General features: G+C 62.8%; 22 protein-coding genes. 16 read left to right on the forward strand and 6 right to left on the reverse strand.

Features of this window, described 5'->3' with window-relative positions:
* Positions 1-83 precede the first annotated feature (83 nt).
* Genes arc through H7E91_RS02455 form a run of 5 tightly spaced genes read left to right on the forward strand, consistent with a single transcriptional unit; the run spans position 84 to position 5,569 of the window.
* On the forward strand, positions 84-1,694 hold the full coding sequence (gene arc, locus H7E91_RS02435) for a proteasome ATPase (protein WP_241698312.1): 1,611 nt from the start codon (positions 84-86) through the stop codon (positions 1,692-1,694).
* Positions 1,691-3,250, forward strand: coding sequence for a depupylase/deamidase Dop (dop, locus tag H7E91_RS02440; RefSeq protein ID WP_182353505.1), 1,560 nt, complete (start codon positions 1,691-1,693; stop codon positions 3,248-3,250). Before arc ends, dop begins: the two co-directional genes overlap by 4 nt.
* A 2-nt stretch (positions 3,251-3,252) precedes the next feature.
* Positions 3,253-3,426, forward strand: a complete 174-nt coding sequence (locus H7E91_RS02445) for a ubiquitin-like protein Pup (protein WP_182353507.1) — start codon at positions 3,253-3,255, stop codon at positions 3,424-3,426.
* Positions 3,423-4,805: a Pup--protein ligase gene (pafA, locus tag H7E91_RS02450; RefSeq protein ID WP_338401706.1), complete on the forward strand. Its 1,383-nt coding sequence runs from the start codon at positions 3,423-3,425 to the stop codon at positions 4,803-4,805. Before H7E91_RS02445 ends, pafA begins: the two co-directional genes overlap by 4 nt.
* Entirely contained in the window at positions 4,802-5,569 is a 768-nt protein-coding gene (locus H7E91_RS02455; RefSeq protein WP_182353509.1) for an FKBP-type peptidyl-prolyl cis-trans isomerase, read from the forward strand. Before pafA ends, H7E91_RS02455 begins: the two co-directional genes overlap by 4 nt.
* 27 nt (positions 5,570-5,596) lie before the next feature.
* Here the strand turns inward: H7E91_RS02455 and H7E91_RS02460 are convergent, their stop codons facing one another.
* From H7E91_RS02460 to H7E91_RS02470, 3 genes are read right to left on the reverse strand one after another with little or no spacing between them, the layout of a single operon-like run.
* Positions 5,597-6,547 (reverse strand): COX15/CtaA family protein, encoded by a 951-nt coding sequence (locus H7E91_RS02460; RefSeq protein WP_182353510.1) that lies wholly within the window; start codon positions 6,545-6,547, stop codon positions 5,597-5,599.
* Positions 6,548-6,553: 6 nt separating this feature from the next.
* The gene (locus H7E91_RS02465; protein WP_182353511.1) at positions 6,554-7,294 is read right to left on the reverse strand and encodes an ABC transporter permease; all 741 of its coding nucleotides are present in this window, start codon (positions 7,292-7,294) and stop codon (positions 6,554-6,556) included.
* On the reverse strand, positions 7,291-8,196 hold the full coding sequence (locus H7E91_RS02470) for an ABC transporter ATP-binding protein (protein WP_182353512.1): 906 nt from the start codon (positions 8,194-8,196) through the stop codon (positions 7,291-7,293). Before H7E91_RS02470 ends, H7E91_RS02465 begins: the two co-directional genes overlap by 4 nt.
* A gap of 182 nt (positions 8,197-8,378) precedes the next feature.
* Between H7E91_RS02470 and H7E91_RS02475 the strand changes: the two genes are divergently transcribed.
* The 9 genes from H7E91_RS02475 to dxs all read left to right on the forward strand — a co-directional run bounded on the left by H7E91_RS02475 (position 8,379) and on the right by dxs (position 16,899).
* Positions 8,379-9,095: a helix-turn-helix transcriptional regulator gene (locus H7E91_RS02475; protein WP_182353513.1), complete on the forward strand. Its 717-nt coding sequence runs from the start codon at positions 8,379-8,381 to the stop codon at positions 9,093-9,095.
* A complete protein-coding gene (gene sufB, locus H7E91_RS02480; protein WP_182353514.1) occupies positions 9,092-10,537 on the forward strand; it encodes a Fe-S cluster assembly protein SufB in 1,446 nt (481 codons plus the stop codon). The genes H7E91_RS02475 and sufB overlap by 4 nt, the downstream gene beginning before the upstream one ends.
* Position 10,538: 1 nt before the next feature.
* Positions 10,539-11,720, forward strand: coding sequence for a Fe-S cluster assembly protein SufD (gene sufD, locus H7E91_RS02485; RefSeq protein WP_182353515.1), 1,182 nt, complete (start codon positions 10,539-10,541; stop codon positions 11,718-11,720).
* Entirely contained in the window at positions 11,717-12,040 is a 324-nt protein-coding gene (locus H7E91_RS02490; RefSeq protein ID WP_182353516.1) for a non-heme iron oxygenase ferredoxin subunit, read from the forward strand. The genes sufD and H7E91_RS02490 overlap by 4 nt, the downstream gene beginning before the upstream one ends.
* Positions 12,041-12,066: 26 nt before the next feature.
* Positions 12,067-12,813 (forward strand): Fe-S cluster assembly ATPase SufC, encoded by a 747-nt coding sequence (gene sufC / locus H7E91_RS02495; RefSeq protein ID WP_182353517.1) that lies wholly within the window; start codon positions 12,067-12,069, stop codon positions 12,811-12,813.
* An 11-nt stretch (positions 12,814-12,824) separates the two neighbouring features.
* A complete protein-coding gene (locus tag H7E91_RS02500; protein ID WP_182353518.1) occupies positions 12,825-14,099 on the forward strand; it encodes a SufS family cysteine desulfurase in 1,275 nt (424 codons plus the stop codon).
* A complete protein-coding gene (gene sufU, locus H7E91_RS02505) occupies positions 14,096-14,557 on the forward strand; it encodes a Fe-S cluster assembly sulfur transfer protein SufU (protein ID WP_182353519.1) in 462 nt (153 codons plus the stop codon). Before H7E91_RS02500 ends, sufU begins: the two co-directional genes overlap by 4 nt.
* Positions 14,554-14,865, forward strand: coding sequence for a metal-sulfur cluster assembly factor (locus H7E91_RS02510; protein ID WP_182353520.1), 312 nt, complete (start codon positions 14,554-14,556; stop codon positions 14,863-14,865). The genes sufU and H7E91_RS02510 overlap by 4 nt, the downstream gene beginning before the upstream one ends.
* A 108-nt stretch (positions 14,866-14,973) precedes the next feature.
* Complete coding sequence (gene dxs / locus H7E91_RS02515; RefSeq protein WP_194309100.1) at positions 14,974-16,899, forward strand: 1-deoxy-D-xylulose-5-phosphate synthase; 1,926 nt, start codon at positions 14,974-14,976, stop codon at positions 16,897-16,899.
* Between the two features lie 59 nt (positions 16,900-16,958).
* Here dxs and H7E91_RS02520 read toward each other — a convergent pair whose 3' ends face one another.
* Entirely contained in the window at positions 16,959-18,203 is a 1,245-nt protein-coding gene (locus H7E91_RS02520; protein ID WP_338401707.1) for an HRDC domain-containing protein, read from the reverse strand.
* Entirely contained in the window at positions 18,134-18,697 is a 564-nt protein-coding gene (locus tag H7E91_RS02525; protein ID WP_182353523.1) for a DUF3000 family protein, read from the reverse strand. Before H7E91_RS02525 ends, H7E91_RS02520 begins: the two co-directional genes overlap by 70 nt.
* Before the next feature lie 88 nt (positions 18,698-18,785).
* Between H7E91_RS02525 and H7E91_RS02530 the strand changes: the two genes are divergently transcribed.
* Positions 18,786-19,823: a lipid II:glycine glycyltransferase FemX gene (locus H7E91_RS02530; protein WP_182353524.1), complete on the forward strand. Its 1,038-nt coding sequence runs from the start codon at positions 18,786-18,788 to the stop codon at positions 19,821-19,823.
* A gap of 193 nt (positions 19,824-20,016) precedes the next feature.
* Positions 20,017-21,297 (forward strand): MFS transporter, encoded by a 1,281-nt coding sequence (locus tag H7E91_RS02535; RefSeq protein WP_182353525.1) that lies wholly within the window; start codon positions 20,017-20,019, stop codon positions 21,295-21,297.
* Between the two features lie 88 nt (positions 21,298-21,385).
* Here the strand turns inward: H7E91_RS02535 and treZ are convergent, their stop codons facing one another.
* Entirely contained in the window at positions 21,386-23,104 is a 1,719-nt protein-coding gene (treZ, locus tag H7E91_RS02540) for a malto-oligosyltrehalose trehalohydrolase (RefSeq protein WP_182353526.1), read from the reverse strand.
* Between the last annotated feature and the right edge of the window lies 1 nt (position 23,105).

Raw genomic sequence — 23,105 nt, forward strand, 5'->3', positions numbered from 1 at the left:
AGCGGCGGTCATTGAATGTGGCGGGCGGTACTTCGACACGCGCCCAGGCCTGCGAGATACTGGGGGAGATGGAGAGGAAGTCAATGAGCTCTGAAATGAGTCTGTCCGACCAGGTGGCTTTGCTCAGTCGGCAGAATGAAAAGCTGTCGGCCGCGCTCGTCCGCGCACGCGAACAGTTGGAAAAGATGGATGAGCGCCTTGCGGAGCTCGCGTCCCCGCCGAGCCCCTACGGCATCTATATCCAGCCGGGCCCGGACCGTAGCGCCGACATCCTCCTGTCAGGGCGGCACATGAACGTCACCGTCGATCGCGGTGCGGGAGCGCTTCGCCCCGGGCAGATCCTCCGCCTGTCCGAACAGCTTGTTGTCCTCGAAGGCCTCGGCTTTCCCACGACCGGAGAGGTCGTGACGGCGAAGCTCGTCATCGGCACCGACCGGGTACTCGTCACCTCGAACCAGGCCGAACAAGTTGTCCGCATTGCCGACCCTCTCCTTGCGTCAGGGGTACGTCCGGGAGACTCCCTGCGGGCTGAACCAGCCTATGGCTTCGCCTACGAATTACTTGAGCGACCGGACGTTGAGGAGCTCCTCCTCGAAGAGATTCCCGATGTGTCGTACGGCGACATTGGTGGTCTCGGTTCCCAGATCGATCAGATCAAGGACTCGCTCGAGCTACCGTTCCAGCATCCCGGACTGTACCGCGATCACGGGCTGAAACCGCCGAAGGGGGTCCTTCTTTACGGCCCGCCAGGATGCGGCAAAACCCTTATCGCGAAAGCAGTCGCCACCTCGCTTGCTGAGACGAGCGGGGACGAACGAGCGTTCTTCCTCAACGTCAAAGGACCTGAGCTACTCAACAAGTATGTTGGCGAGACAGAGCGTCAGATCAGGGAGATCTTCGAGCGCGCCCGCGATCGTGCCGCGAGCGGCCATCCCGTTGTCGTTTTCTTCGATGAAATGGAGGCCCTCTTCCGAACCCGCGGTTCCGGCGTCTCGTCCGATGCGGAGACAACGATCGTCCCGCAGCTGCTCGCCGAGATCGACGGCGTTGAAACCCTCGACAACGTTATTGTTATCGGTGCCTCCAACCGTGAGGACATGATTGATCCGGCGATTCTTCGACCGGGCCGGCTCGACGTCAAGATCCGCATCGAACGCCCCGACAAGGATGGCGCTCTCGACATCATTCGGAAGTATCTCACCCCGGCGCTCCCCATCCATGCCGACGAGGTTGTCGCCCACGGTAGCGTCGCGGCCGCGGTTGACGAGATGGCAAGGGTGACAGTCGACGCGATGTTCACGAAAGATGAGCGCACCCAGTATGTCGAACTCACGTACGCTGGCGGCGGCCGGGAAATCCTCTACCTGTCCGACTTCGCTTCGGGCGCCATGATTGCGGGGCTTGTCGACCGGGCGAAGACGTACGCGATCAAGGACCTCATTGCGACAGGCGTGCGGGGCCTGACCACCGACCACCTGCTCGAGGCTCTCGACCAGGAGATCCGTCAAAACGACGACATCGCGGGTGTAACAAACGCCGACGATTGGGCCCGCATCAACGGTCAGTCGACGAACAAGAGAGTCACCTTCGTCCGCTCGCTCGCGGGGGCACAACGCGACGATGACACATCCAGTCCACCCGCGGTGACGCCGAGAAACACATTTGCAGGATCGGACTTTGGGGGGCGGCTGTGACGGTTTCGAGGATCATCGGCACGGAGACAGAATTCGGCATCCTGTCGACCGCTCCCATCAATCCCATCCGCCTCTCTGCGGATCTCGTCGACGCCTACGCCGCGCGCGGAGCGGCCAGTCCGCAGGGCCCCATCCGCTGGGACTACCGCGGGGAGGACCCGCTCAATGATGCTCGTGGCTTCCGCCTCGAGCGGGCGGCTGCTGACCCCTCCCAGCTGACGGACGATCCGGCCGCGGCAGCACCGTCGGGTCCGACAGCCGTCCGGCGCCCGAGCGACATCGAGTTGGAGTTACCCCGAGCATCGAACACCGTCCTGTCGAACGGTGCCCGCTTCTACGTCGACCACGCCCACCCCGAATACTCAGCGCCCGAAGCTCTCGGTCCGCTTGCGGCCGTTCTCTACGACCGGGCCGGCGAACACATAGCACGCGACGCGATGGCGCTCGCGAACCGGCCCGAGGTCGAGTACATCGCGTACAAGAACAACGTCGACGGTAAGGGTGCAACGTACGGGGCGCACGAAAACTACCTTGTGGACCGCTCGGTCGATTTCGATGACATCGTCACCGCTCTCATCCCCTTCTTTGTCACGAGGCCAGTCCTGTGTGGCGCGGGACGAGTGGGGCTTGGGCAACGAAGCGAGCGGCCTGGTTTCCAAATCTCCCAGCGTGCAGACTATGTCGAGAACGACGTCGGTTTGGAGACGACCTTCAATCGCCCGATCATCAACACGCGTGACGAGCCGCATGCTCTGCCGACGTGGCGTCGCCTCCATGTCATCGGAGGGGATGCGAACCTGTTCGATTTCTCCACCTTCCTCCGGGTCGGAACGACGGCGGCGGTCCTGTGGGTCCTTGAGAACGGGGGAGCGGGCCTCGAGTGTGATGCTCTTGCCCTCGAAGATCCCGTCTGGGAGAGCCAAGAAGTCTCCTACGACACGACGCTCACGCACGAACTGTCTCTGCGCGACGGTTCGTCCATGACCGCCCTCGACATCCAGGCGGCCTACGCGGGGATGTGCAGGCGCGCGATGGAGCAGGCCGGGCCGTTGGATGATGAAACGGCCTTCCTTCTGGATACGTGGGATGAGGTGATCGCCGGCCTGCGGGCTGACGTCTACTCGATGGCCGCGAAGGTCGAATGGGTTGCCAAGCTCCAATTGCTCGACGGGTTGCGCGAGCGCGGCACCATGGCATGGGATGACCCGAAGCTCATCGCCTTCGACTTGCAGTGGCATGACCTACGCCCCGGACGGTCGATTGTCGACCGACTGGATGCAGCGGGTCGGATTGACCGCCTGTTCTCGCCCGCGGAAGTCGCGGGGGCAGCGACGGTTCCGCCGCAGGACACTCGCGCCTTCATTCGCGGTTCCCTCATCTCCCGCTATCCCGGCGCTGTTCACGCCGCGGCATGGGATTCGATCACGATCGACAACGGCGAAGAGTCGCTCCTGCGCATCCCGCTCCTCAACCCGCACGCGGGAACGCGGGAGCGTGTGGGAGATGCTCTTGAGGCGGCCGACATCACGACCTTCCTTGAACGATTGAGAGGCTAGATATGCAGGAACGTATTGAGAAGCAGTCCCAGCGGGCAGTCAAAGCCGCCCAGGAGACCGTCGCGAAGCAGATTCAGCACGAGGGAATCGACTCCCTGCTCGACGAGATCGACACTGTCCTCGAGACGAACGCGGAGGCCTTTGTTCAGGGCTTCGTCCAAAAGGGCGGCCAGTGATCCCGAAGCGGGTCATGGGAGTTGAGACCGAGTATGGCCTGACAACCGCAACGGTGACCGGCGAGCCATCGACGCTCACACCCGAAGATGCCGCGCAACGACTGTTCCGCCGCGTCGTCGAATGGGGGCGCTCAACGAACACCTTCCTCGAGAACGGCTCACGGCTCTACCTGGATGTCGGCGCACACCCAGAATATGCGTCAGCCGAGTGCGATTCGATCGATGATCTTGTCGCGACCGATAAGGCGGGGGACCGGATCTTCGAGTCGATGGCAGGCGGCGCGAACGAGCGGCTGGAGGAGGAGGGGCTTCCGGAGCGAATCCACCTCATCAAGAACAACGTCGACTCGGCAGGCAACTCATACGGCTGCCACGAGAACTACCTCATCAGGCGCCGCCGCGACTTCAGAGCACGCGTTGACTCCCTCGTTCCCTTCTTCATCTCCCGTCAGGTCCTCACCGGTGCGGGTCATATCCGCCGCCAACCGGGCGTATCCGGGTATGAGATCTCCCAGCGCGCTGACCAGATGTGGGACGCCGTCTCCTCCGCATCGACAAGGTCCCGCCCCATCGTCAACACCCGTGACGAGCCGCACGGCGACATTGAGAAGTATCGGCGCCTCCACGTCATCGTCGGCGACACGAACATGTCCGAGATTTCGACGGGGCTGAAGTTCGCGATGACGGAGATGATGCTCGTCCTCCTCGATGACGGCGTCATCCTGCCCCAGCTCGCTCTCATCGATCCCATGCGGGCGATTCGTGACATCTCTCGGGATCTCGACCTTACAACCACCGTCGAGATCGCGGACGGCAGGAGGCTGACTGCCCTTCAGATCCAGCGGGAGTACGCGGAGGCCGCCCACCGCCACTACGACTCGCGCGGTTATCTCACCGAACTGGATCCAACCCGACAGAGGTTGGCCCAGCTGTGGCTCGACGCGATAGAGCACCTCGAGGAAGGCGACCTTGACCCTCTCGCGGGGAAGCTCGACTGGATCGCGAAGCTCAAGCTTCTCGAGCGTTACCGCGTCCGCTCCGGCCTTGGCTGGGATGATCACAGGCTGAGCCGACTCGAGTTCGCCTACCACGATCTGTCGCCAACCGCGGGTCTCTATGAGGGCATGGTCGCCCAGGGGCTCCTCGACCGCGTCGTGACCGACGAGCAGATTGCACATGCGGTGGCACACCCGCCCGCGACGACTCGCGCCGCCCTGCGTGGCAGGTTCGTCAGGGCCGCCTCGCAGGCACGGCGGGACTACATGGTCGACTGGATGAATCTCCGCCTCCTCGAGGCGGATGGTGCACGGTCCGTCATCCTCAAAGATCCGTTCTCTCCGGTCGATGATCGGGTGGACGCGCTCCTGGCTCACATATGAGACGCGCCCTCCTCGCGCTCGCGCTCCTTTTGGGGGCCTGTTCGCAGCCCCCTGCTGAACCGGAGCCGCTCATCGTCGAGGTTGCGGGGCCGCTTGGCGCGCCGACACTCATGGACGTCGACGGTGATCCGCCCACGGAGGGGAAGATCCGGGTCGAAATTGAGGGGACGGGCGAGGAGCTGACAGCAGACGCCATGGCGCTGTACACGGCTATGTCCTACGACGATCGGGGCCGCACTCTCGCCGGGTCCGAGGCGCCTGTTCTCACTGCAGCAACCGAGGCACCGCTTGACGTGACCGGCCACACGGAGGGGTCGCGGCTCGTTTCCATCAATCCGCAGACGACGGGAGCGGAGATCCTTGTCGTCGACATTCTCCACACTCGTGCGAGGGGGGAACAGCGCGAGGTGAGCGGGCCGTTCACTGTCGGAGTCGACGGGAGCGGCGTGCCAACTCTTGACGGCACGGGGGAGATCAGTCGCCTCTCAAGCCAGGCCGTTATCCGCGGGGACGGTCCGCAGGTCAGCACCGGTGACGACATCTACGTCCACTATTCGCTTTACACGGCACGGGATGGAGAGCTTCTCGACAGCACGTGGCAATCAGGGCCGATCCTTTTGAGTTTGAGCGGAGCCTTCGAGGGACTGCGCACGGGCGCCGCAGAATCCACGGTCGGCTCCCGTCTCCTCATTCAGGTACCCGCTGGTCAGGCACAGGGCACAGATGATGTCGTCATCATCCTTGACATCCTCGCCCGGGGCTGACCGAATCCTTGAATCCCGGAGTTAAGTTTACCGACGCGCAGCTGCCGTTGTCGGAGTGACGGCAGGGCCGCTACTGGCCCGCGTGCGGGGATAGAGGGCACTTGCCGCATACGCAACCGACGCGACAAGAAGTGCCGCTCCGAACATGTGGGCGAGGACGAGCGGCTCGGGAAGATTCGTCGCGTGCTGGACGTAGCCGATGAGTCCATTGAGGGCTGCAACAACGAGAACGCCCGACCAGGCCGTGACCGCGACGTCAGCGTCGGCCGACGGGTTCATTTTCCGGTGGCGGAGGATAAGGACGAGCCCGGCGATTGCGATGGCGGTGAACAGCCACGCGGATAGTGCGTGGACACGACTGACCATGACCGTATCCATGCCCCACCTGTAGGGCTCCGTCGCATCGCCCGAGTGTGGGCCGGCCCCTGTCACAACCGTTCCGAGGATGACAAGGAGGGCGGCTGACAGCGAGACGGAGTAGGAAAGAATCTGCGACTGGGGCAAGAGCGGGGAGGGTGCGGTGTCCTGCCTTGGCAACCGCCACAGAATGTAGGCAGACACGGCAACCAGTGACAGTGAGATGAGCATGTGGAGGCCGACAATGGCCGGGTGCAGGTCGACCCAGACCGTGATCCCGCCAATGATGGCCTGGGCAATGATGCCGATGAGGGGCCACCATGCAAGCCGCTTCATCGACGGGCGGGACTTCGTTGGCTCACGGCGGTAGACGGCGATGAGGAGAAGAACCGCGATGATCGTGAGAACACCGGTCAAGGTCCTGTTGCCGAACTCGATGTAGGGATGGATGGAGGATTCTTCGCGGAACTGGGGCGTGAACTGGCCCGGTTCGCACAGCGGCCACTGCGAGCACCCGAGACCTGAGCCGGTCAACCGGACGAGGCCGCCCGTCACGATGATGCCGATCTGCGCAACGAGGTTGGCGATGGCGAGGCTGTGGGTCGTTCTATCGAGGGTCATGTCTTCCTACTTCGAGTCCCATCGGAAACGGGAAGCGGCGAGAAGTCCGACTCCCACTGTCCATCCTCCCAGAACAGCCAGGTGAATGGCGATACCCCCGCCATCGGCAAGTGAGCGCAATCCCTCGCCGAGTGCTCCCGGCGGGGTCAAGGTGACGATCGATGCCCACCAGGTCGGGTAGCTGTCGGCCGGCACAATGATCGCGCCGAGTCCCGCCATCGCCACCCACAGGAGATTTGCAAGAGCGAGAACGGCCTCCGGCCGGAGCGTACCCCCGACGAGAAGACCGAGGGCCAGGAACGCACCGAGCCCAAGAATGAGAAAACCGAGGCCCGGCAGGAGCATGGACGCATCGAGTCCCATGCCAAGCATCATCGCGACAGCGGTGAGAATGAGTGTTTGAACGAGGGCGACGATGCCGACGGCGCCGAGCTTGCCGAGGAACAGCCCTCTCGGGCCGAGCGGAGTCGTTGCCAGCATGCGCATGACACCCCACCGGCGGTCGAACGCGATGGCGATGGCCTGGGAGGTGAACGCGGTCGATGCCCACGCAAGTGCGAGGGAGGACGCGAAGGCGTGTTCAACGCTCATTGCCTCCTTCCCCGCGAACGGGACATTGGCGAGTGCAATGAGGGCTGCGACCGGGATGATGATGTTGAGAAGAGCCTGCTCGCCGTTGCGCATGATCGTGCCGGTCTCGAACCGAGTCTGGGCAAGCGCGGTGCGCGCCTGATCTGATGCTGTCACTGCGCCTCCACGAGCTCGAAATAGAGATCTTCCAACGATTTGGGCCGCAGGGCGACGCTGAGGGAATGAAGCTCGAGACGGTCGAGGGCGCTCGCGAGCCGCGCGAGGTCCGCCGGCATCGCATCTGACTGTGTGCTCACCTCGAGCTGAGTGCCCTGGACGCGGTACGTGAAGGCGGGTAGCTCCCGTGCGAGCATTGCCCGGATCGCTGCCACGTCGCCTCCTTCGATCCACATGGAGCGGCCCCCGAGAAGGTCGTGAGCGGGCCCGTCGGCGAGCACGTGGCCAGAGCGGAGCACAATGACCTGGTCGGCCAACGCCTCTGCCTCGGACATAAGGTGGGTTGTGAGAACGACAGTTGTGCCGTCGGCGGCGAGTTGCCTGATGAGGTGGTGCATGTCCCGCCGCGAGGCGGGGTCAAGCCCGGACGACGGCTCATCGAGAAACACGAGCTCTGGACTGCCGACAAGGGAGCAGGCGAGCGCAAGGCGTTGGCGTTGCCCGCCGGACAGGTGCCGGACCCTCGTCCGGCCGTGCTCGGCAAGGCCGAGGATGTTCATGAGCTCATCGACATATGTCGGGTTCGCGTGGAGGCGGCTCACGTGGGTGAGAACGGCGCGTGCCCTCGGCGACTGAGGAAGCCCACCGTCTTGAAGCATGACGCCGACTCGGCGGCGCAGCTCCTCATCGTCTCTCGCCCGGTCGAGGCCGAGCAGACGAACCGCGCCCTTATCCGGTTTCCGCAGTCCCTCACAGATCTCGACCGTCGTCGTCTTTCCGGCACCATTCGGTCCGAGTATTGCGGCGATCGTGCCCGGGGCGACAGCGAAGGAGACGTCGTCGACGACGCGGCGGCCGCCATAGGCCATGACAAGCCCGTCGACTTCGAGAGCGTGGAGCATGCGCACCATTCTAGGGCAGAGAGCACTGCGGCTTTGCAGTCAACGCGACCCGCCGAAGAGTTACCGGGGAAAACGGCTTATTTCCGAGGGATGGAGACCTGAGCCACGGGCCAGGCACTTGCATTACGTGAAATAAGCAACGAAAATGTTGCTTAAAGCAAATGAGCGTGAAAGGAGGGGTCATGGCAGACGTGAAGGAACCTGAATCCGGAACGCGCGAAACGATTCTCCAGCTCATTATTGAACGTGGTCCAATTACCGCGGCGAACCTGGCTCAGCTCCTCTACCTCACCCCAGCCGCAGTGCGGCGCCACATCGGTGTCCTCGAAGAAGACGCCCTCATCGAGGTGCATGAGACCCTACCGACGAGCCGTGCACGTCGCGGACGGCCTGCCCGCCACTACGTGGCGACACTCGATGGCCAGTCCATCCTCAAGAACCAGTACTCGACTATCGCGATTGACGCGCTCGACTTTATCCGGGACGAGCTCGGCAACGACATGGTCGAGGCCTTCGCGAACGAGCGCGTTGCCGCGCTCGAAGAGCGGCTACGCCCAGAGGTTGACGCCGCTGGAGACGAACCGGCGCTGAGGGCGCAGGCCCTTGTGAAAAAGCTCTCCGACGAGGGCTTCGCCGCGTCACTCCGAACTGTCGGGCCGCGCGGCTATGCTCTTCAGTTGTGCCAGGGGCACTGTCCAGTCCAGCAGGTCGCGAAAAAGTTCCCTGAGCTGTGCGAAGCCGAGACCGAGGCGTTCTCTCGCCTTCTCGGAGTTCACGTGCAGCGACTCGCGACGCTCGCCTCAGGCGATCACGTCTGCACAACCCACATCCCGCTATTGATCCAATCACGCCCCCCGGGGACACCAACGCGTGCACACGCAACGGAAGGAAATCAATGACACAGACACGGCCAGACGCCGGTGTCGGCGAGCCGATGACTCAGGAAGAGACGATCGCGTCGATCGGTCACTACAAGTTCGGCTGGCATGACTCTGATGAGGCGGGCGCGAATGCGCGCCGCGGCCTGAACGAGGATGTTGTCCGCAACATCTCGGCCATGAAGGATGAGCCCGAGTGGATGCTCGAGCGCCGCCTCAAGGCGCTCAAGCTGTTCGACCGCAAGCCGTTGCCGATGTGGGGTGCCGATCTGACCGACATCGATTTCGATCGGATCAAGTACTTCGTGCGCTCGACCGAGAAGCAGGCCACCTCATGGGAGGACCTCCCGGAGGACATCAAGGAGACCTACGATCGCCTCGGCATTCCGGAGGCGGAGAAGCAGCGCCTCGTCGCCGGCGTCGCAGCTCAGTACGAGTCCGAGGTTGTCTACCACCAAATCCGCGAGGACCTCGAAGAGCAGGGTGTCATCTTCCTTGACACCGACACGGCCCTCAAGGAGCACCCGGAGCTGTTCGAGGAGTACTTCGGCACTGTCATCCCATCGGGCGACAACAAGTTCGCGGCACTCAACACGGCTGTCTGGTCGGGCGGTTCCTTCGTGTACGTCCCTCCGGGTGTGCACGTCGAGATTCCGCTCCAGGCCTACTTCCGCATCAACACGGAGAACATGGGTCAGTTCGAGCGGACACTGATCATTGCCGACGAGGGTTCCTACGTCCATTACGTCGAGGGATGCACAGCCCCGATCTACAAGTCGGACTCGCTCCACTCGGCCGTTGTCGAGATCATCGTGAAGAAGGACGCCCGCGTCCGCTACACGACAATCCAGAACTGGTCGAACAACGTCTACAACCTCGTGACGAAGCGCACCGTCGTCGAAGAAGGCGGCGTCATGGAGTGGATCGATGGCAACATCGGCTCCAAGGTCACAATGAAGTACCCGGCCGTCTACCTCATGGGCGAGCACGCACGCGGGGAAACGCTGTCGATCGCATTCGCCGGTGCTGGCCAGCACCAGGACACGGGTTCGAAGATGGTCCACATGGCACCGCACACGTCGTCCTCGATCGTGTCCAAGTCGGTTGCACGCGGCGGCGGCCGCGCCTCCTACCGCGGGCTTGTCCAGGTCATGCCAGAGGCCGAGCACTCGAAGTCGACCGTGCTGTGTGACGCGCTGCTCGTCGACACCGAGTCCCGGTCGGACACGTACCCGTACGTTGACGTTCGCGTCGATGACGTTGAGATGGGTCACGAGGCGACCGTCTCGAAGGTGAGCGAGGACCAGCTGTTCTACCTCATGTCGAGGGGAATGGCGGAGGCAGAAGCCATGGCGATGATCGTCCGTGGCTTCGTCGAGCCCATCGCCCGCGAGCTCCCCATGGAGTACGCCCTCGAACTTAACCGCCTCATTGAGCTTCAAATGGAAGGAGCCGTCGGCTGATATGACGACGAATCTGTCTACCGATCATTCCCGGGCCACGCTGGCCACGGACGACCCGTCGTTCACTCAGGTCGTCGGCACGTCCCGCGGCGACCGGTCCTCGTCGTTCGATCTGAACGACTTCGCGGTGCCGGACGGCACCGAAGAGGACTGGCGCTTCACGCCTGTCAAGGACCTCGCACCGTTCTTCGCTGACCGGATCGACGGCACGAAGCCGCTCGTCACCGCACAGGGCATCGAGCTTGACGTCGTCGGACGTGAGGATCCGCGCCTCGGCACGATCCAGGCCCCCGGAGATCGTTCCTCGGTCGTCGCCTGGAACAGCTTTGACGAGGCCTACGTCGCCACCGTTGCGAAGGATGCCAAGGTCGAGGGCCTCATCAAGGTCGAGGGCCAGGGCGGTGACCCGGCTGCGCTCCATCTCCACATCGTGGCGGAGGAGAACTCCGAGGCGACAATCGTCCTCTCCCACGAGGGCGACGGCCAGGTGTCAGAGACGGTCGAGATCGACGTCAAGGACGGCGCACAGCTGACATTCGTCACGGTCCAGGAATGGGAGGACGAGGCAATCCACCTGTCGAACAACAGGATTCGCCTCGGCAAGGATTCCGCAATCCGGCATATCGTTGTCACTCTCGGCGGCAAGATCGTTCGCATGACAACCGACGGTGAGTACACGGCCACCGGAGGCGACATGGAGCTTCTCGGCGCTTATTACACGGATGCTGGCCAGCACCAGGAGCACCGGCTCTTCGTCAAGCACGCAGCGCCCGACTGCCGATCGAATGCAACCTACAAGGGCGCACTCCAAGGCGACGGCGCACACGCCGTCTGGGTTGGCGACGTCCTCATCGAGGTCGAAGCAACCGGCACCGACACGTACGAGCTCAACCGCAACCTCCTCTTGACGGAGGGGACGAAGGCTGATTCTGTGCCGAATCTCGAGATTAAGACGGGCGAGATCGAAGGTGCGGGACACGCATCCGCGACGGGCCGTTTCGATGACGAGCAGCTGTTCTACCTGCGTGCCCGCGGCATCTCTGAGGATGTGGCACGACGTCTGGTCGTGCGGGGCTTCTTTGCCTCGCTTATCAACCAGATCGGCGTCCCGCTCATCCAGGACAAGCTCATGGCCGCCATCGAGGTCGAGCTCGACCAGACGATGGCCGGTGTGCAGGCATGACCTTCCAGGTTGCGTGCCATGAGTCAGACGTCGAACCCGCGGATGTTATGCAGGTGACCCTGAACGGGGTTGACCTCGCGATCGCGCGTGACTCCGACGGCTCGTGGCACGCGCTTGATGATCTGTGCACACACGGCAATGTGTCGTTATCGGATGGCGACGTCGAAGACGGCGGAATCGAATGCTGGAAGCACGGTTCGGTCTTCGACCTTGAGACGGGCCAACCCCGCTCCCTACCCGCCGTCCAACCCGTAGCGGTCTACCCCATCAAGGTCGAGAACGGCTCCATCTGGGTCGACATCGACAGCCCTCACAACTGAATTTTTTAAGCAAGAAAGGGACCCCCGTGTCCAACCTCGTAATCAAGAACCTCCACGTCTCGGTCGAGACGAACGAAGGCGACAAGCCGATCCTTCACGGCGTCGACCTCACGATCAACGCTGGCGAAGTCCACGCCATCATGGGCCCGAACGGTTCCGGCAAGTCGACCCTCGCCTACGCCCTGGCCGGCCACCCGAAATACACGATCACCGAGGGTGAGGTCTACCTTGACGGTGAGGACATCATCGAGATGTCGACGGATGAGCGGGCTCGCGCTGGTCTGTTCCTTGCCATGCAGTACCCGGTCGAGGTTCCCGGCGTCACTGTCTCGAACTTCCTCCGTACCGCGAAGACCGCAATCGATGGCGAGGCACCCGCGCTACGCACGTGGGTTGGCGAGCTCAAGGACTCGATGAAGAAGCTCCGCATGGAGGACGACTTCGCCCAGCGCGACCTCAACACGGGTTTCTCCGGTGGTGAGAAGAAGCGCAATGAGATTCTCCAGATGGAGCTGCTCAAGCCGAAGTTCGCGATTCTCGACGAGACCGACTCCGGCCTCGATGTCGACGCCCTGCGCGTCGTCTCCGAGGGAGTGAACCGAGTCCATGCCGAGACGAATGTCGGCATCGCCCTCATCACCCACTACACCCGGATCCTCCAGTACATCACCCCCGATCACGTTCACGTCTTCGCGGGCGGCCGGGTGGCAGCGAGTGGTGGTCCCGAACTTGCCACGCAGCTCGAAGAAGAGGGCTACGACCGCTACCTGTGAAAGAAGACACCATGACCACCCCTGTGCCGGTCTCCGACTTTCCGATCCTGGCTCGTCCAGGTCGGGAAGGCAGCCGTCTCGTTTACCTGGATTCCGCCGCGACATCGCAGCGGCCCGTCCAGGTCCTCGACGCGGAACGCCAGTTCCTCGTCACCGCGAACGGTGCAGTGAAGCGGGGTAGCCACCTGCTCGCTGAGGAGGCAACGCAGGCGTACGAGGATGCTCGTGCGACCGTCGCCTCCTTTGTCGGCGCGCAGACAGATGACGTGGTCTGGACAAAGAACTCGACCGAAGGTCTCAACCTCGTCGCCTACTCCCTGTCGAACATCACGGCTGGTAGGGGCGGCGAGGCGGCCTCGCCATACGCTGTCGGTCCCGGCGACGAAATCGTTGTCACGAGAGCTGAACATCACGCGAACCTCGTACCGTGGCAGGAGCTGTGCACCCGCACCGGTGCCACACTCCGCTGGCTCGACGTCGTGCCTATGGGGGGCCCGGATCAGGGCCGTTTGGATCTCACGACTCTCGGCGTCATTAACGAGAAGACGAAGATCGTTGCCTTCGCACACGTGTCGAACGTGACCGGTGCTATTGCGCCCGTCGCCGAGATCGTGGCGGCCGCGAAAGCGGTCGGCGCTCTCATCGTCCTCGACGCGTGCCAATCGGTTCCGCACATCCCGGTCGACCTGCCGTCACTCGGAGTTGACCTTGCCGTGTTCTCCGGTCATAAGATGCTCGGCCCGACCGGGATCGGCGTCCTGTGGGGCCGCTCGGAGGTGCTTGACGCACTTCCGCCGTTCCTCACGGGAGGGTCGATGGTTGAGGTTGTCACAATGGAATCGACGACCTTCCTCCGACCTCCTGCGAAGTTTGAGGCGGGAACACAGATGGTCTCTCAATCCGTCGGTCTTGCTGCGGCTGCCGACTATCTCACGGTCGCCGGGATGGACAAGATCTTCGCCCACGAGGATCGGCTCACTGAGCGACTTCTCGCCAGCATTGCAGACATTCCGGGTGTCCGCGTCGTTGGACCGACGACAACCGAGAAACGCCTCGGGGCAGTCGCGTTCGTCGTCGAGGACGTTCACCCTCACGATGTCGGGCAGGTGCTCGATTCACAGGGCGTCGAAATCCGTGTCGGTCATCACTGTGCGCAACCGATCCATCAGGTGTTTGACACATTCGCTTCCTCTCGGGCCTCACTCGGCCCGTACAATACTGAGGCAGATGTTGACGCGTTCCTCGACGCGCTCGCCGGTGTCCGCCCCTACTTCGGAGTGTCATGAGCAGCCTAGATTCCCTATACCAAGAGATCATTCTTGACCATGCCAAGGCACGGCACGGCCAGGGGATTCTCGACAACCCGGACGGAGAGTCCTTCCAGGTCAACCCGACGTGCGGTGACCAGGTCACCGTTCAGGTCAACCTCGAGGGCGATACAATCCGCCAGCTCGTGTGGGACGGGAAGGGATGCTCAATTTCCCAGGCCTCGATCTCAGTCATGACCGGGCTCGTCGAGGGCAAGACCGTGGCTGAGTCAGAGGAACTGCTCGGACTCTTCCAGGAGCTCATGAACGCACGCGGCAAGGGAATTGCGGATGACAAGCTTGACCGTCTCGAAGACGGGGCCGCCTTCGTGGGCGTGGCACAGTTCCCCGCACGCATCAAATGCGCACTGCTTGGCTGGATGGCGATGCGCGACGCAACTATCAAGGCCAGCAAAGGGAAAGGAGAAGGCGAATGAGTGACATCACAGCCGCCGAAATAGAGGAAGCTCTGCGCGACGTCATCGACCCCGAGCTCGGGATCAACATCGTTGACCTCGGTCTGCTTTACGGAGTGACCCTTGACGGCAACTCCGCCATCATCGACATGACGCTCACGTCGGCAGCATGCCCGCTGACGGACGTTATCGAGGATCAGGCGGTCCAGGCTCTCGAGGGCCTTGTGACCGATGTTCGGATCAACTGGGTCTGGCTACCGCCGTGGGGCCCGGAGAAAATCACGCTTGAGGGCCGCGAACAGCTTCGCGCTCTCGGCTTCAACGTGTGAGATAAGAGGAGCGGCTTCGGCCGCTCCTCGTCTCGTATGCCGCGCTGACTGCGCAGTTGGCTTCACGCACTGTCGGGGCACAGTGTGGCGGGCCGCAGTGGTAGGCTCATGTGGCAGTACAGGAGGATCAGTGTGAGCATACTGTCGACAATCACTTCTCCGGCCGACGTAAGTCGGCTGTCGCATAGGCAGGTGGACGTCCTCGCGAGGGAGATCCGGTCCTTCCTTGTCGATTCAGTCTCGCAGACGGGAGGCCACCTTGGCCCTAACCTGGGTGTCGTCGAGCTGTCGATCGCCCTTCACCGGGTGTTCGATTCGCCTCGCGACACGATCGTCTTCGACACCGGCCACCAGTCCTACGTGCACAAGATGCTCACGGGACGCAAAGACTTCACGAACCTGCGGTCCGAGGGCGGCCTCTCCGGATATCCGTCGCGGTCTGAGTCCGTCCATGACGTTGTCGAGAATTCTCATGCGTCCACGGCCCTGTCGTGGGCCGCTGGCATCGCGCGCGGCTATCGCCTTTCCGGCGACGAGCGCACAGTTGTCGCCGTCATCGGCGACGGCGCCCTGACGGGCGGCATGGCGTGGGAGGCGCTCAACAACATCGCCGAAGATCAGTCGTTGCGCCTCGTCATCGTTCTCAATGACAACGATCGGTCGTATGAGCCAACGATTGGCGGCATGGCCCGCAAGATGGACGTCACTGGCATGACGCGCAGGCTCGACCAGGTTCGCGTATCGAAGGATTACGAGAACATCCTCAACTGGGGAAAGAAGACCTTGAGGGCCTCCGGCGCACCAGGTCGGCTCGCGTACGATGCGATCCACGGCTTCAAACGGGGCGTCAAGGATGTGCTGGTGAATGCGGGGATCTTCGACGCCCTCGGCATCAAGTACGTCGGTCCCGTGGACGGTCACAAGATAGGCGATCTCGATACCGCTCTGGAGATGGCAAAGGAGTATGGCGGGCCCGTTGTCGTCCATGCCATCACCGAGAAGGGCCGTGGTTACGAGCCCGCGCTCAACGACGTCGCCGACCACTTCCATGCGGTCGGGCAAATCCACCCCGAGACGGGCCTTCCGATCGTGCCGTCCGGCTTCGGCTGGACGTCGGTCTTCGCCGATGAGATCCTTCGGGCCGCGAAGACGGATGAGAAGATTGTCGCCCTGACGGCCGCCATGTTGCGGCCAGTTGGACTCGGCCCGATGAGGGACCTGTACCCGAAGCGGGTCATTGATACCGGTATCGCCGAACAGCATGCCGTGACAACCGCGGCGGGTCTTGCGTTTGCCGGTTATCACCCCATTGTCGCCCTGTATGCAACATTCCTCAACAGGGCCTACGATCAGTTGCTCATGGACGTTGCCCTCCACAAGGCTCCTGTGACAATCGTTCTCGATCGCGCTGGCATCACTGGCAACGACGGCGCCTCCCACAACGGTATGTGGGACCTGTCGCTTGCTGCCATGATCCCGGGCCTGCGAGTGGCCGCGCCCCGCGATGAGGCGACGCTCAGAGATGAGTTGAACGAAGCACTGGCAGTTGACGATGGCCCGACGATGCTGCGCTATCCCAAAGGAACCGTCCCCAACCCCATCCCCGCCATCGACCGCATCGGCTCTCTTGATGTCATCGGTCGTAACGGGCTGTCCGGGCCCAACATCCTCGTTGTCTCGATCGGTGCCATGGCAGATGCGGCTCTTGCAGCTGCGTCCGTCACGAACGCTTCTGTCACAGTCATCGACCCCCGCTGGGTCCTGCCGATCAGCGAAGAGCTCGTCGAATACGCAGACGAGTTCGATGCGATCGTGACGATCGAAGACGGGCTACGCGAAGGTGGCGTCGGTCAGCAGATCGCCGACCTCGTCGACCCTCCCGTGACCGTCCTCGGCGTTTCCCGCCATTTCATCGACCACGCAGGCAGGAAAGACATCCTCGCCCGTGAACACATGACTGGCGACGATGTCATCGCCGCTGTTCGGGCAGCTGCCGGGCAGGGCCCGGCGCTCTCCATCGCGAGCGACGCTTAGTGCAACAGGGGCGCGGCTTAAGCCGCGCCCCTGCCCCGTTTCTCCGCAGACTGACCGTGTCAGCCTTCTGGCGTGCGCGGTAAGACGACGGCGACCTCTTCGATCTGCCAGGGCCTCGCACCGGCCCGGTAAAGGACGTCGACCATTGATGTCACCGAGTTCCAGCCCTCCCACGCGAGCTGACGCTGGATCGCGGGCTTGAGGAGCACGTCTTGACGTATGCCAAGTTCCTCAGCCCTCGTGAGGACGGCGGGCCTCACAATGTCCCAACGTTCGGCGGCATCAGGGTGGCGGTTCTTCCAGCTCCTCACATCCGGGAGCCCGTCCTTCGACAGTGGGTGACGCGAGGGCAGGTCGGGTGTGTCGTGGCCGCGCTCGATTGCCGCCCACCAGCGCTTCGACAGGTCCTGACGGGACCTGGATCGCAGAGCGGATGAGCGTTGCACGTCATCGAATGATGTTGGCAACGAAGCGGCGAGCGCACCGAGGGCTTTTCCAGGCAAGACTTTTTCCGGACCGACGTCGCGACTCCGGGCGATCTCGTCCCGTTCCACCCACAGTTCGCGGATGACTGCGAGGGTGCGGGGGTCTCGAATCCTCAGCGAGCTTGCGATCTTGCGCCATGGCTCCGGATTGGGAGGATTCGGCGGGTTTGTGCGAAGGTACTCGCATTCCTCAAGCATCCACTCAAGCCGCGAGGCCTCCGTCAGGCGGCGATGCTGGACCTCGCGGAGTTCAATGAGCAGATCAACGTCGAGCGCGGCATAGGACAGCAGCTCGGGAGCGAGCGGCCGAGCCGACCAGTCGGAGTTCGAATGCTCTTTCGCGAGCTGAACGTCGAGATTGGCGGAAATAACGGCCTGAAGAGAGACTCTCTCATCACCAAGAAGAAGTGCAGCAACCTCGGTGTCCCACAGTGATGGCGCCGTGAGACCCTCCCGCCGAAGGCTTGGTAGGTCTTGATCAGCCGCATGGAGAATCCACTCGTCCTCGGCGAGCACCTCGGCAAGGTCCGCCATGTGGTTCTCGAGTGGTGGCGGGTCGAGGAGGAAGATTCCTGACCCTGCTCGTTTAATTTGTATGAGGTAGGCGCGATTCGAGTAGCGAATACCCTGAGCGCGCTCAGTGTCGATGGCGAAGGGCCCGCTACCACGCTTCAGCGATTCGATGGTGGACATCAATTCGGCGCGCGTTGACAGCAGGGGCGGTATTCCGCCCTGTGGGACATCTACATTCACAGGCGATCCAGTGGAGTGACGGATGGGGGGTGCAGTCCGCTTGCCGTGCAGGCGAATTCCGCCCACGCATCCAAATGGTCGGAGACATCTTCGGAATCGGGGGACCAGGAGGCCCGCACCTCGACGCTCACGCGGCTGTCCTCCAAGTGTAACCCACGAAATGTTTCGTCCATCTGCCGCGTGACCGTCCCATTCAGGCTGTGATATTCAGCTCCGTGCGCCGCGAGCGCATCGGTCAGCCACGACCAAGCGACCTCACCGAGGAGCGGATCGTCACCGAGCTCGTTCTCGACGGGGGCGGACACGTGGCAGACGATGCGGAAAGACCCGTTCCACGCTGGCTGACCGTCGGGATCATAGAGAAGGACGAACCGTGCCTCCCCGAGGTAGCCGTCCGGGTCAAGGAGTGGCCCTGACGTATTGATCTCGGCGGAGAGGGCTGCGGACCATGGCGCGATTCTCTTCGGCGCGGGTATTTCCTGCAGGCGAAACTCACGCCGGAACACGTGGTCGCGCAGCGAGTCCAGACTCGCGAGAAACAGCGCAGGTACGTCGGTCACATATGCACCGTATCGAGTCGGTACATGCGGTGCCCGCAGGCGCGCCGGTAGACTGACCCTGTCTCACCCCCGACAAACCAGAGGAATCATGCCCACGTCTCGCATCGTCGCCCTGCCGACGGAAGAGTTCATGACCCGAGCCAGCGCCGCCGGAGTCGATCTGCCGCTCGAGCAGTCCGCCGCGTGGGACACCTACGATCTCGCCTCACCGGGCAGGCAACCCTACGGGCGCTACGTGTGGCAGGTCGATGGCGAGGATCGCGCCTTCATCTCGCTGACCGACTATAGGGGCAGGGGCTTCCACTACCTGTGGGCCAAGGAGGGCCCCGTGTGGACGGAGCCGCCAACCGCCCAGGTGGAGGAGCGATTCCATAGCGATCTCACGCGGGTTCTCAAGAAGGATTGGACGTACGTCTTTGTCCGCCTGCATGCTCACCACACGTCGGTGCGCCTGCACGAACTCCTCCAGTCAATCCCGTTCGACCGCACCGTTATCCTCGACCTGTCTCTCGATAGCGATGCCCTCATGGCGTCGATGAAGAAGCGCGGCCGTCGCGACGTTCGCAAGTCGCTACGTAACGAGAACCTCGTCGCGGCTGAAGAGACTGACCAGGCCAGCCTCGTGTTCGACGAACTTTACGAGCTTCTCAAAGAGACCGGTGATCGTGACGGCTTCGGTATTGCACCGAAAGCCTCCTACATGCGGATGCTGACGTCGCTCGGGTCAGAACATGCCAGGCTGTTCACGGTCCGCGCTCACGGCGAGCCCTACTGCTGGGGAATCGTGACCGTCAACGGTCCCCGTGCGACGTACTACTACGCCGCGTCATCCGCAGAAGGTCGGAAGGCGGGAGCTCCTGATCTTCTCGTGTGGTACATGACCGAGAAGCTTCGCGAATCGGGTGTCACAAGCTTTGATCTCATGGGCGTCGACTCCGAGCGTGCACCTCAGCTGGCGGGCGTGCGCGGCTTCAAAACGAAGTTCTCAGAAGAGATCGCCGAGGTCCCCGGCGCTTGGGATCTGCCGCTTCGACCGGTCATGTACCAGGGACTCACTCTCGCGCTCAAGGCGAAGAGGGCGGCCATGTCACAGATGAAGAAGCTCCGGAGCAGGTCCGACACGTGAGAATCCGAACCGAGCCCCGGCGGGTACTGCGAACTTGCGCCGGGGCGATACAGCGGGGCCGAAAAGATCGTGCGACACCTCGTCAGAGGAGCCCGCGAAACTGGCGCGGCCTCCTTGTGTCGACGGGCTGCTCACCCGCAAGAGAATTCAGCCATGCGGCTGGTCGATGATGGTCGGTGCGGGGTGAAGGCTGATGGCGCTACGCGCTCTCTTCGCTGACACGCGTCCTCTGCGCAATCCGCACTTTCGCAGGCTGTGGTCAGCGAACATTATCACGGTCATCGGCGCTCAGATGACACTCGTTGCGGTTCCCGCCCAGCTCTACTCGCTGACCGGTAGTTCTGCCTACGTCGGCCTCTCCGGCATCTTCGGTCTTGTCCCGCTCCTCATTTTCGGCCTGTGGGGTGGGGCGTTGGCTGACGCCCTGGATCGCAGGCGCCTCCTCATCGTCACCGTCATCGGCATCGTCTTGACCTCGGCGCTGTTCTTCGTGTGGACCGCGCTCGGCAACACGAACGTCTGGCTCATCCTCCTCACGTTCTCGGCCCAGCAAGCATTCTTTGCCGCCAATCAGCCGGCCCGTATCTCGATCCTTCCGCAGCTCTTACCGAACCGTCAGATACCGGCGGCGACTGCGCTCAACATGACGGTCATATCAGCGGGCGGCATTGCCGGGCCTCTCATCGGCGGTGCCCTCATCCCCGTGCTTGGCTTCCAGTGGCTCTACTTCGCCGACATCGTTCTTCTCATGCCGACTCTGCTCGCCGTCATCGGCCTACCGAGTCTCGTTCCCGCCGGCTACGAGGAGAAGAAGCGGGCGCCGGGATGGCGGTCGGTTGTCGAAGGCCTCGGGTATCTCATGGGCCACAAAATCCTTCTCATGAGCTTCGTCGTCGACCTCATCGCCATGATCTTTGGGATGCCGCGTGCCCTGTTCCCACAGATCGCCCACGAATCCTTTGGGTCAAGCATGAGCGGCGGGCTCGCGTTCGGCATCCTCTATGCCGCGATCCCGCTCGGCTCAGCCCTCGGTGGCATCTTCTCAGGCTGGGTCTCCGGCATCAGACGCCACGGTCTTGCCGTCATCCTCTGCATCGTCGCCTGGGGCTTATCAATGACCGGCTTCGGCATCGCAGTCTTTTTCGCGACCGGCGCCCCCGATCACTGGCTGTGGATCGGCGCGTTCTTCCTCGTGCTCGGAGGTGCGGCCGACATTGCGTCAGCAGCCTTCCGGCAGGCCATGCTGCTTACAGCAGCGAGCGACGAGGTACGTGGCAGACTCCAGGGCGTGTTCTTCGTCGTTGTCTCCGGCGGTCCCCGGATTGCCGATGTTGCCCATGGCGCGGCCGCGATCTATGTCGGAACCGCGCTTGCGACGGGCGGCGGCGGAGTCCTCGTCGTCCTGCTCGTCCTTCTCTGTGCGCTCCTCGTCCCCGCTTTCACCCGGTACCGGGTTGAGCCGAGCATCGACTGAACGCTGTCCTCAACTGCACGCGGCGTGACGAGTGTGGGTAGGCAAAGGGCCGGTCAGCTGTTGCCGACCGGCCCTCAACAACCGTCCGCTATTTCATGACGGCGATGGACTGCGGCTCGAGCGTCATTGTCTGGTCTTGAGTGACACTGCCGCGGGTCAGAAGAACCTCGCTTGCCGGAACCGTCAGCTGCTCGTCGGAGATGTTGATGACGAGCCGTGCCGTGTCCCTGTGGAGGATAATCTGCCCTGGTGCGGGCCGCTCCAGGCGAGTCGAAAGCCGATCGGGTGATGCGAAGGCGGGCTCTTCCTTGCGGATGCGAATGAGGTGTTTGACGAACTCGAGAATATTGCCGTTCTCAGCCAATTCGTCCCAGTCGAGCTTTGATCCTTCGAAAGTCTCGATCGCCTGCGGGTCAGGCACCTCGAAATCCGGGCCGTAGATCTCTTCCCAGCCATGGGCGCCGAACTCGGAAAGCCGGCCTTTCGAGACGAGCGGACCGAGCTCATCATTGTGGTCGGTGAAGAACGCGAACCTCGACTTCGTATTCCACTCTTGGCCCTGGAACAGCATCGGGGTGAAGGGGGAGAGGAGAACGAGCGCGAGCGAAGCGAGTGACTCAACCTCGGTGAGGTGCTCCGAGGGCCTGTCACCCTGGGCTCGATTGCCAACCTGATCGTGGTTCTGGTCGTAGACGACGAATGCATGCCCGTCGATCGAGTCCGGAACTGGGTGGCCCCACGACGTGTCTCTAAAAGTTGAGATCGAACCGTCGTGATAAAAAGCGCCACGGAACACCTTCGACAATGCCTGGTCGTCGCCGAAGTCGACGTAGTAACCGTGAGTCTCATCTGTGAAGTAGGCGTGGAGAGCATGGTGGACATCGTCCGCCCACTGCATGTCCATGCCCCAACCGTCCTGCTCGGTCGGGGAGATAACGGTCGGGTCGTTGAGGTCCGATTCTGCTATGAGGGTGAGCGGGCGACCGAGTTCGCCGGACAGTGCCCGGGTAGCGTCAGCCAGTTCGGCAAGGACATGAACGGGGGAGTCGTCGATCATCGCGTGAATCGCATCAAGCCGAAGCGCATCGATGTGGAAATCCTCGAACCAACGCAGCGCTGAGGAGAGGATGTGTTCGCGGACCCCCTCGCTACCCTCGTCGTCAAGGTTGATGGCGGTACCCCACGGCGTCTCATGCTTGTCCGTGAAGTAGGGGGCGAACTGGTCAAGATAGTTTCCGTCCGGGCCTAGATGGTTGTAGACGACATCGAGACAGACGCCGAGTCCGCGGCGATGACAGGCGTCAACGAACTGCGCAAGGCCGAGCGGGCCGCCATAGGAGTCATGAACGGCTGTCCAACTCACTCCGTCATAGCCCCAGCCGCGTTCACCCGGGAAGGGTGCGACCGGCATGAGCTCGACCATGTCGACCCCGACTTCGACGAGATGGTCGAGCCGGTCGATAGCGGATGCAAACGTTCCCTCGGAGGTGAAGGTCCCCACGTGCATCTCGTACAGGACAGCGCCCCGGCCGTCGACGCCATCGAAGTCGCTGTCGGTCCATTCAATCGTCGAGGTGTCGAAGACCCGGGAGGGACCGTGGACCCCCCACGGCTGTTCGGCGCTCCTCGGATCCGGCAGGAGCGGGCCACCGTCGATCGAGAAGCCGTACGCTGTGCCGTGAGGTAGGACGGGAATCTCCCAGTAATCCCCATTCCTCGAGAGCGGCCTTCTCTTCATGTCATCGCCCGGCTCCCATTCGGGGCCGCCAATAAGGATGTCGAGTGTCGTCGGTTTAGGTGCCCACATG

Origin of the sequence: Flaviflexus huanghaiensis (assembly GCF_014118685.1) — a bacterium.
Taxonomy (GTDB): Bacteria; Actinomycetota; Actinomycetes; order Actinomycetales; family Actinomycetaceae; genus Flaviflexus; species Flaviflexus huanghaiensis.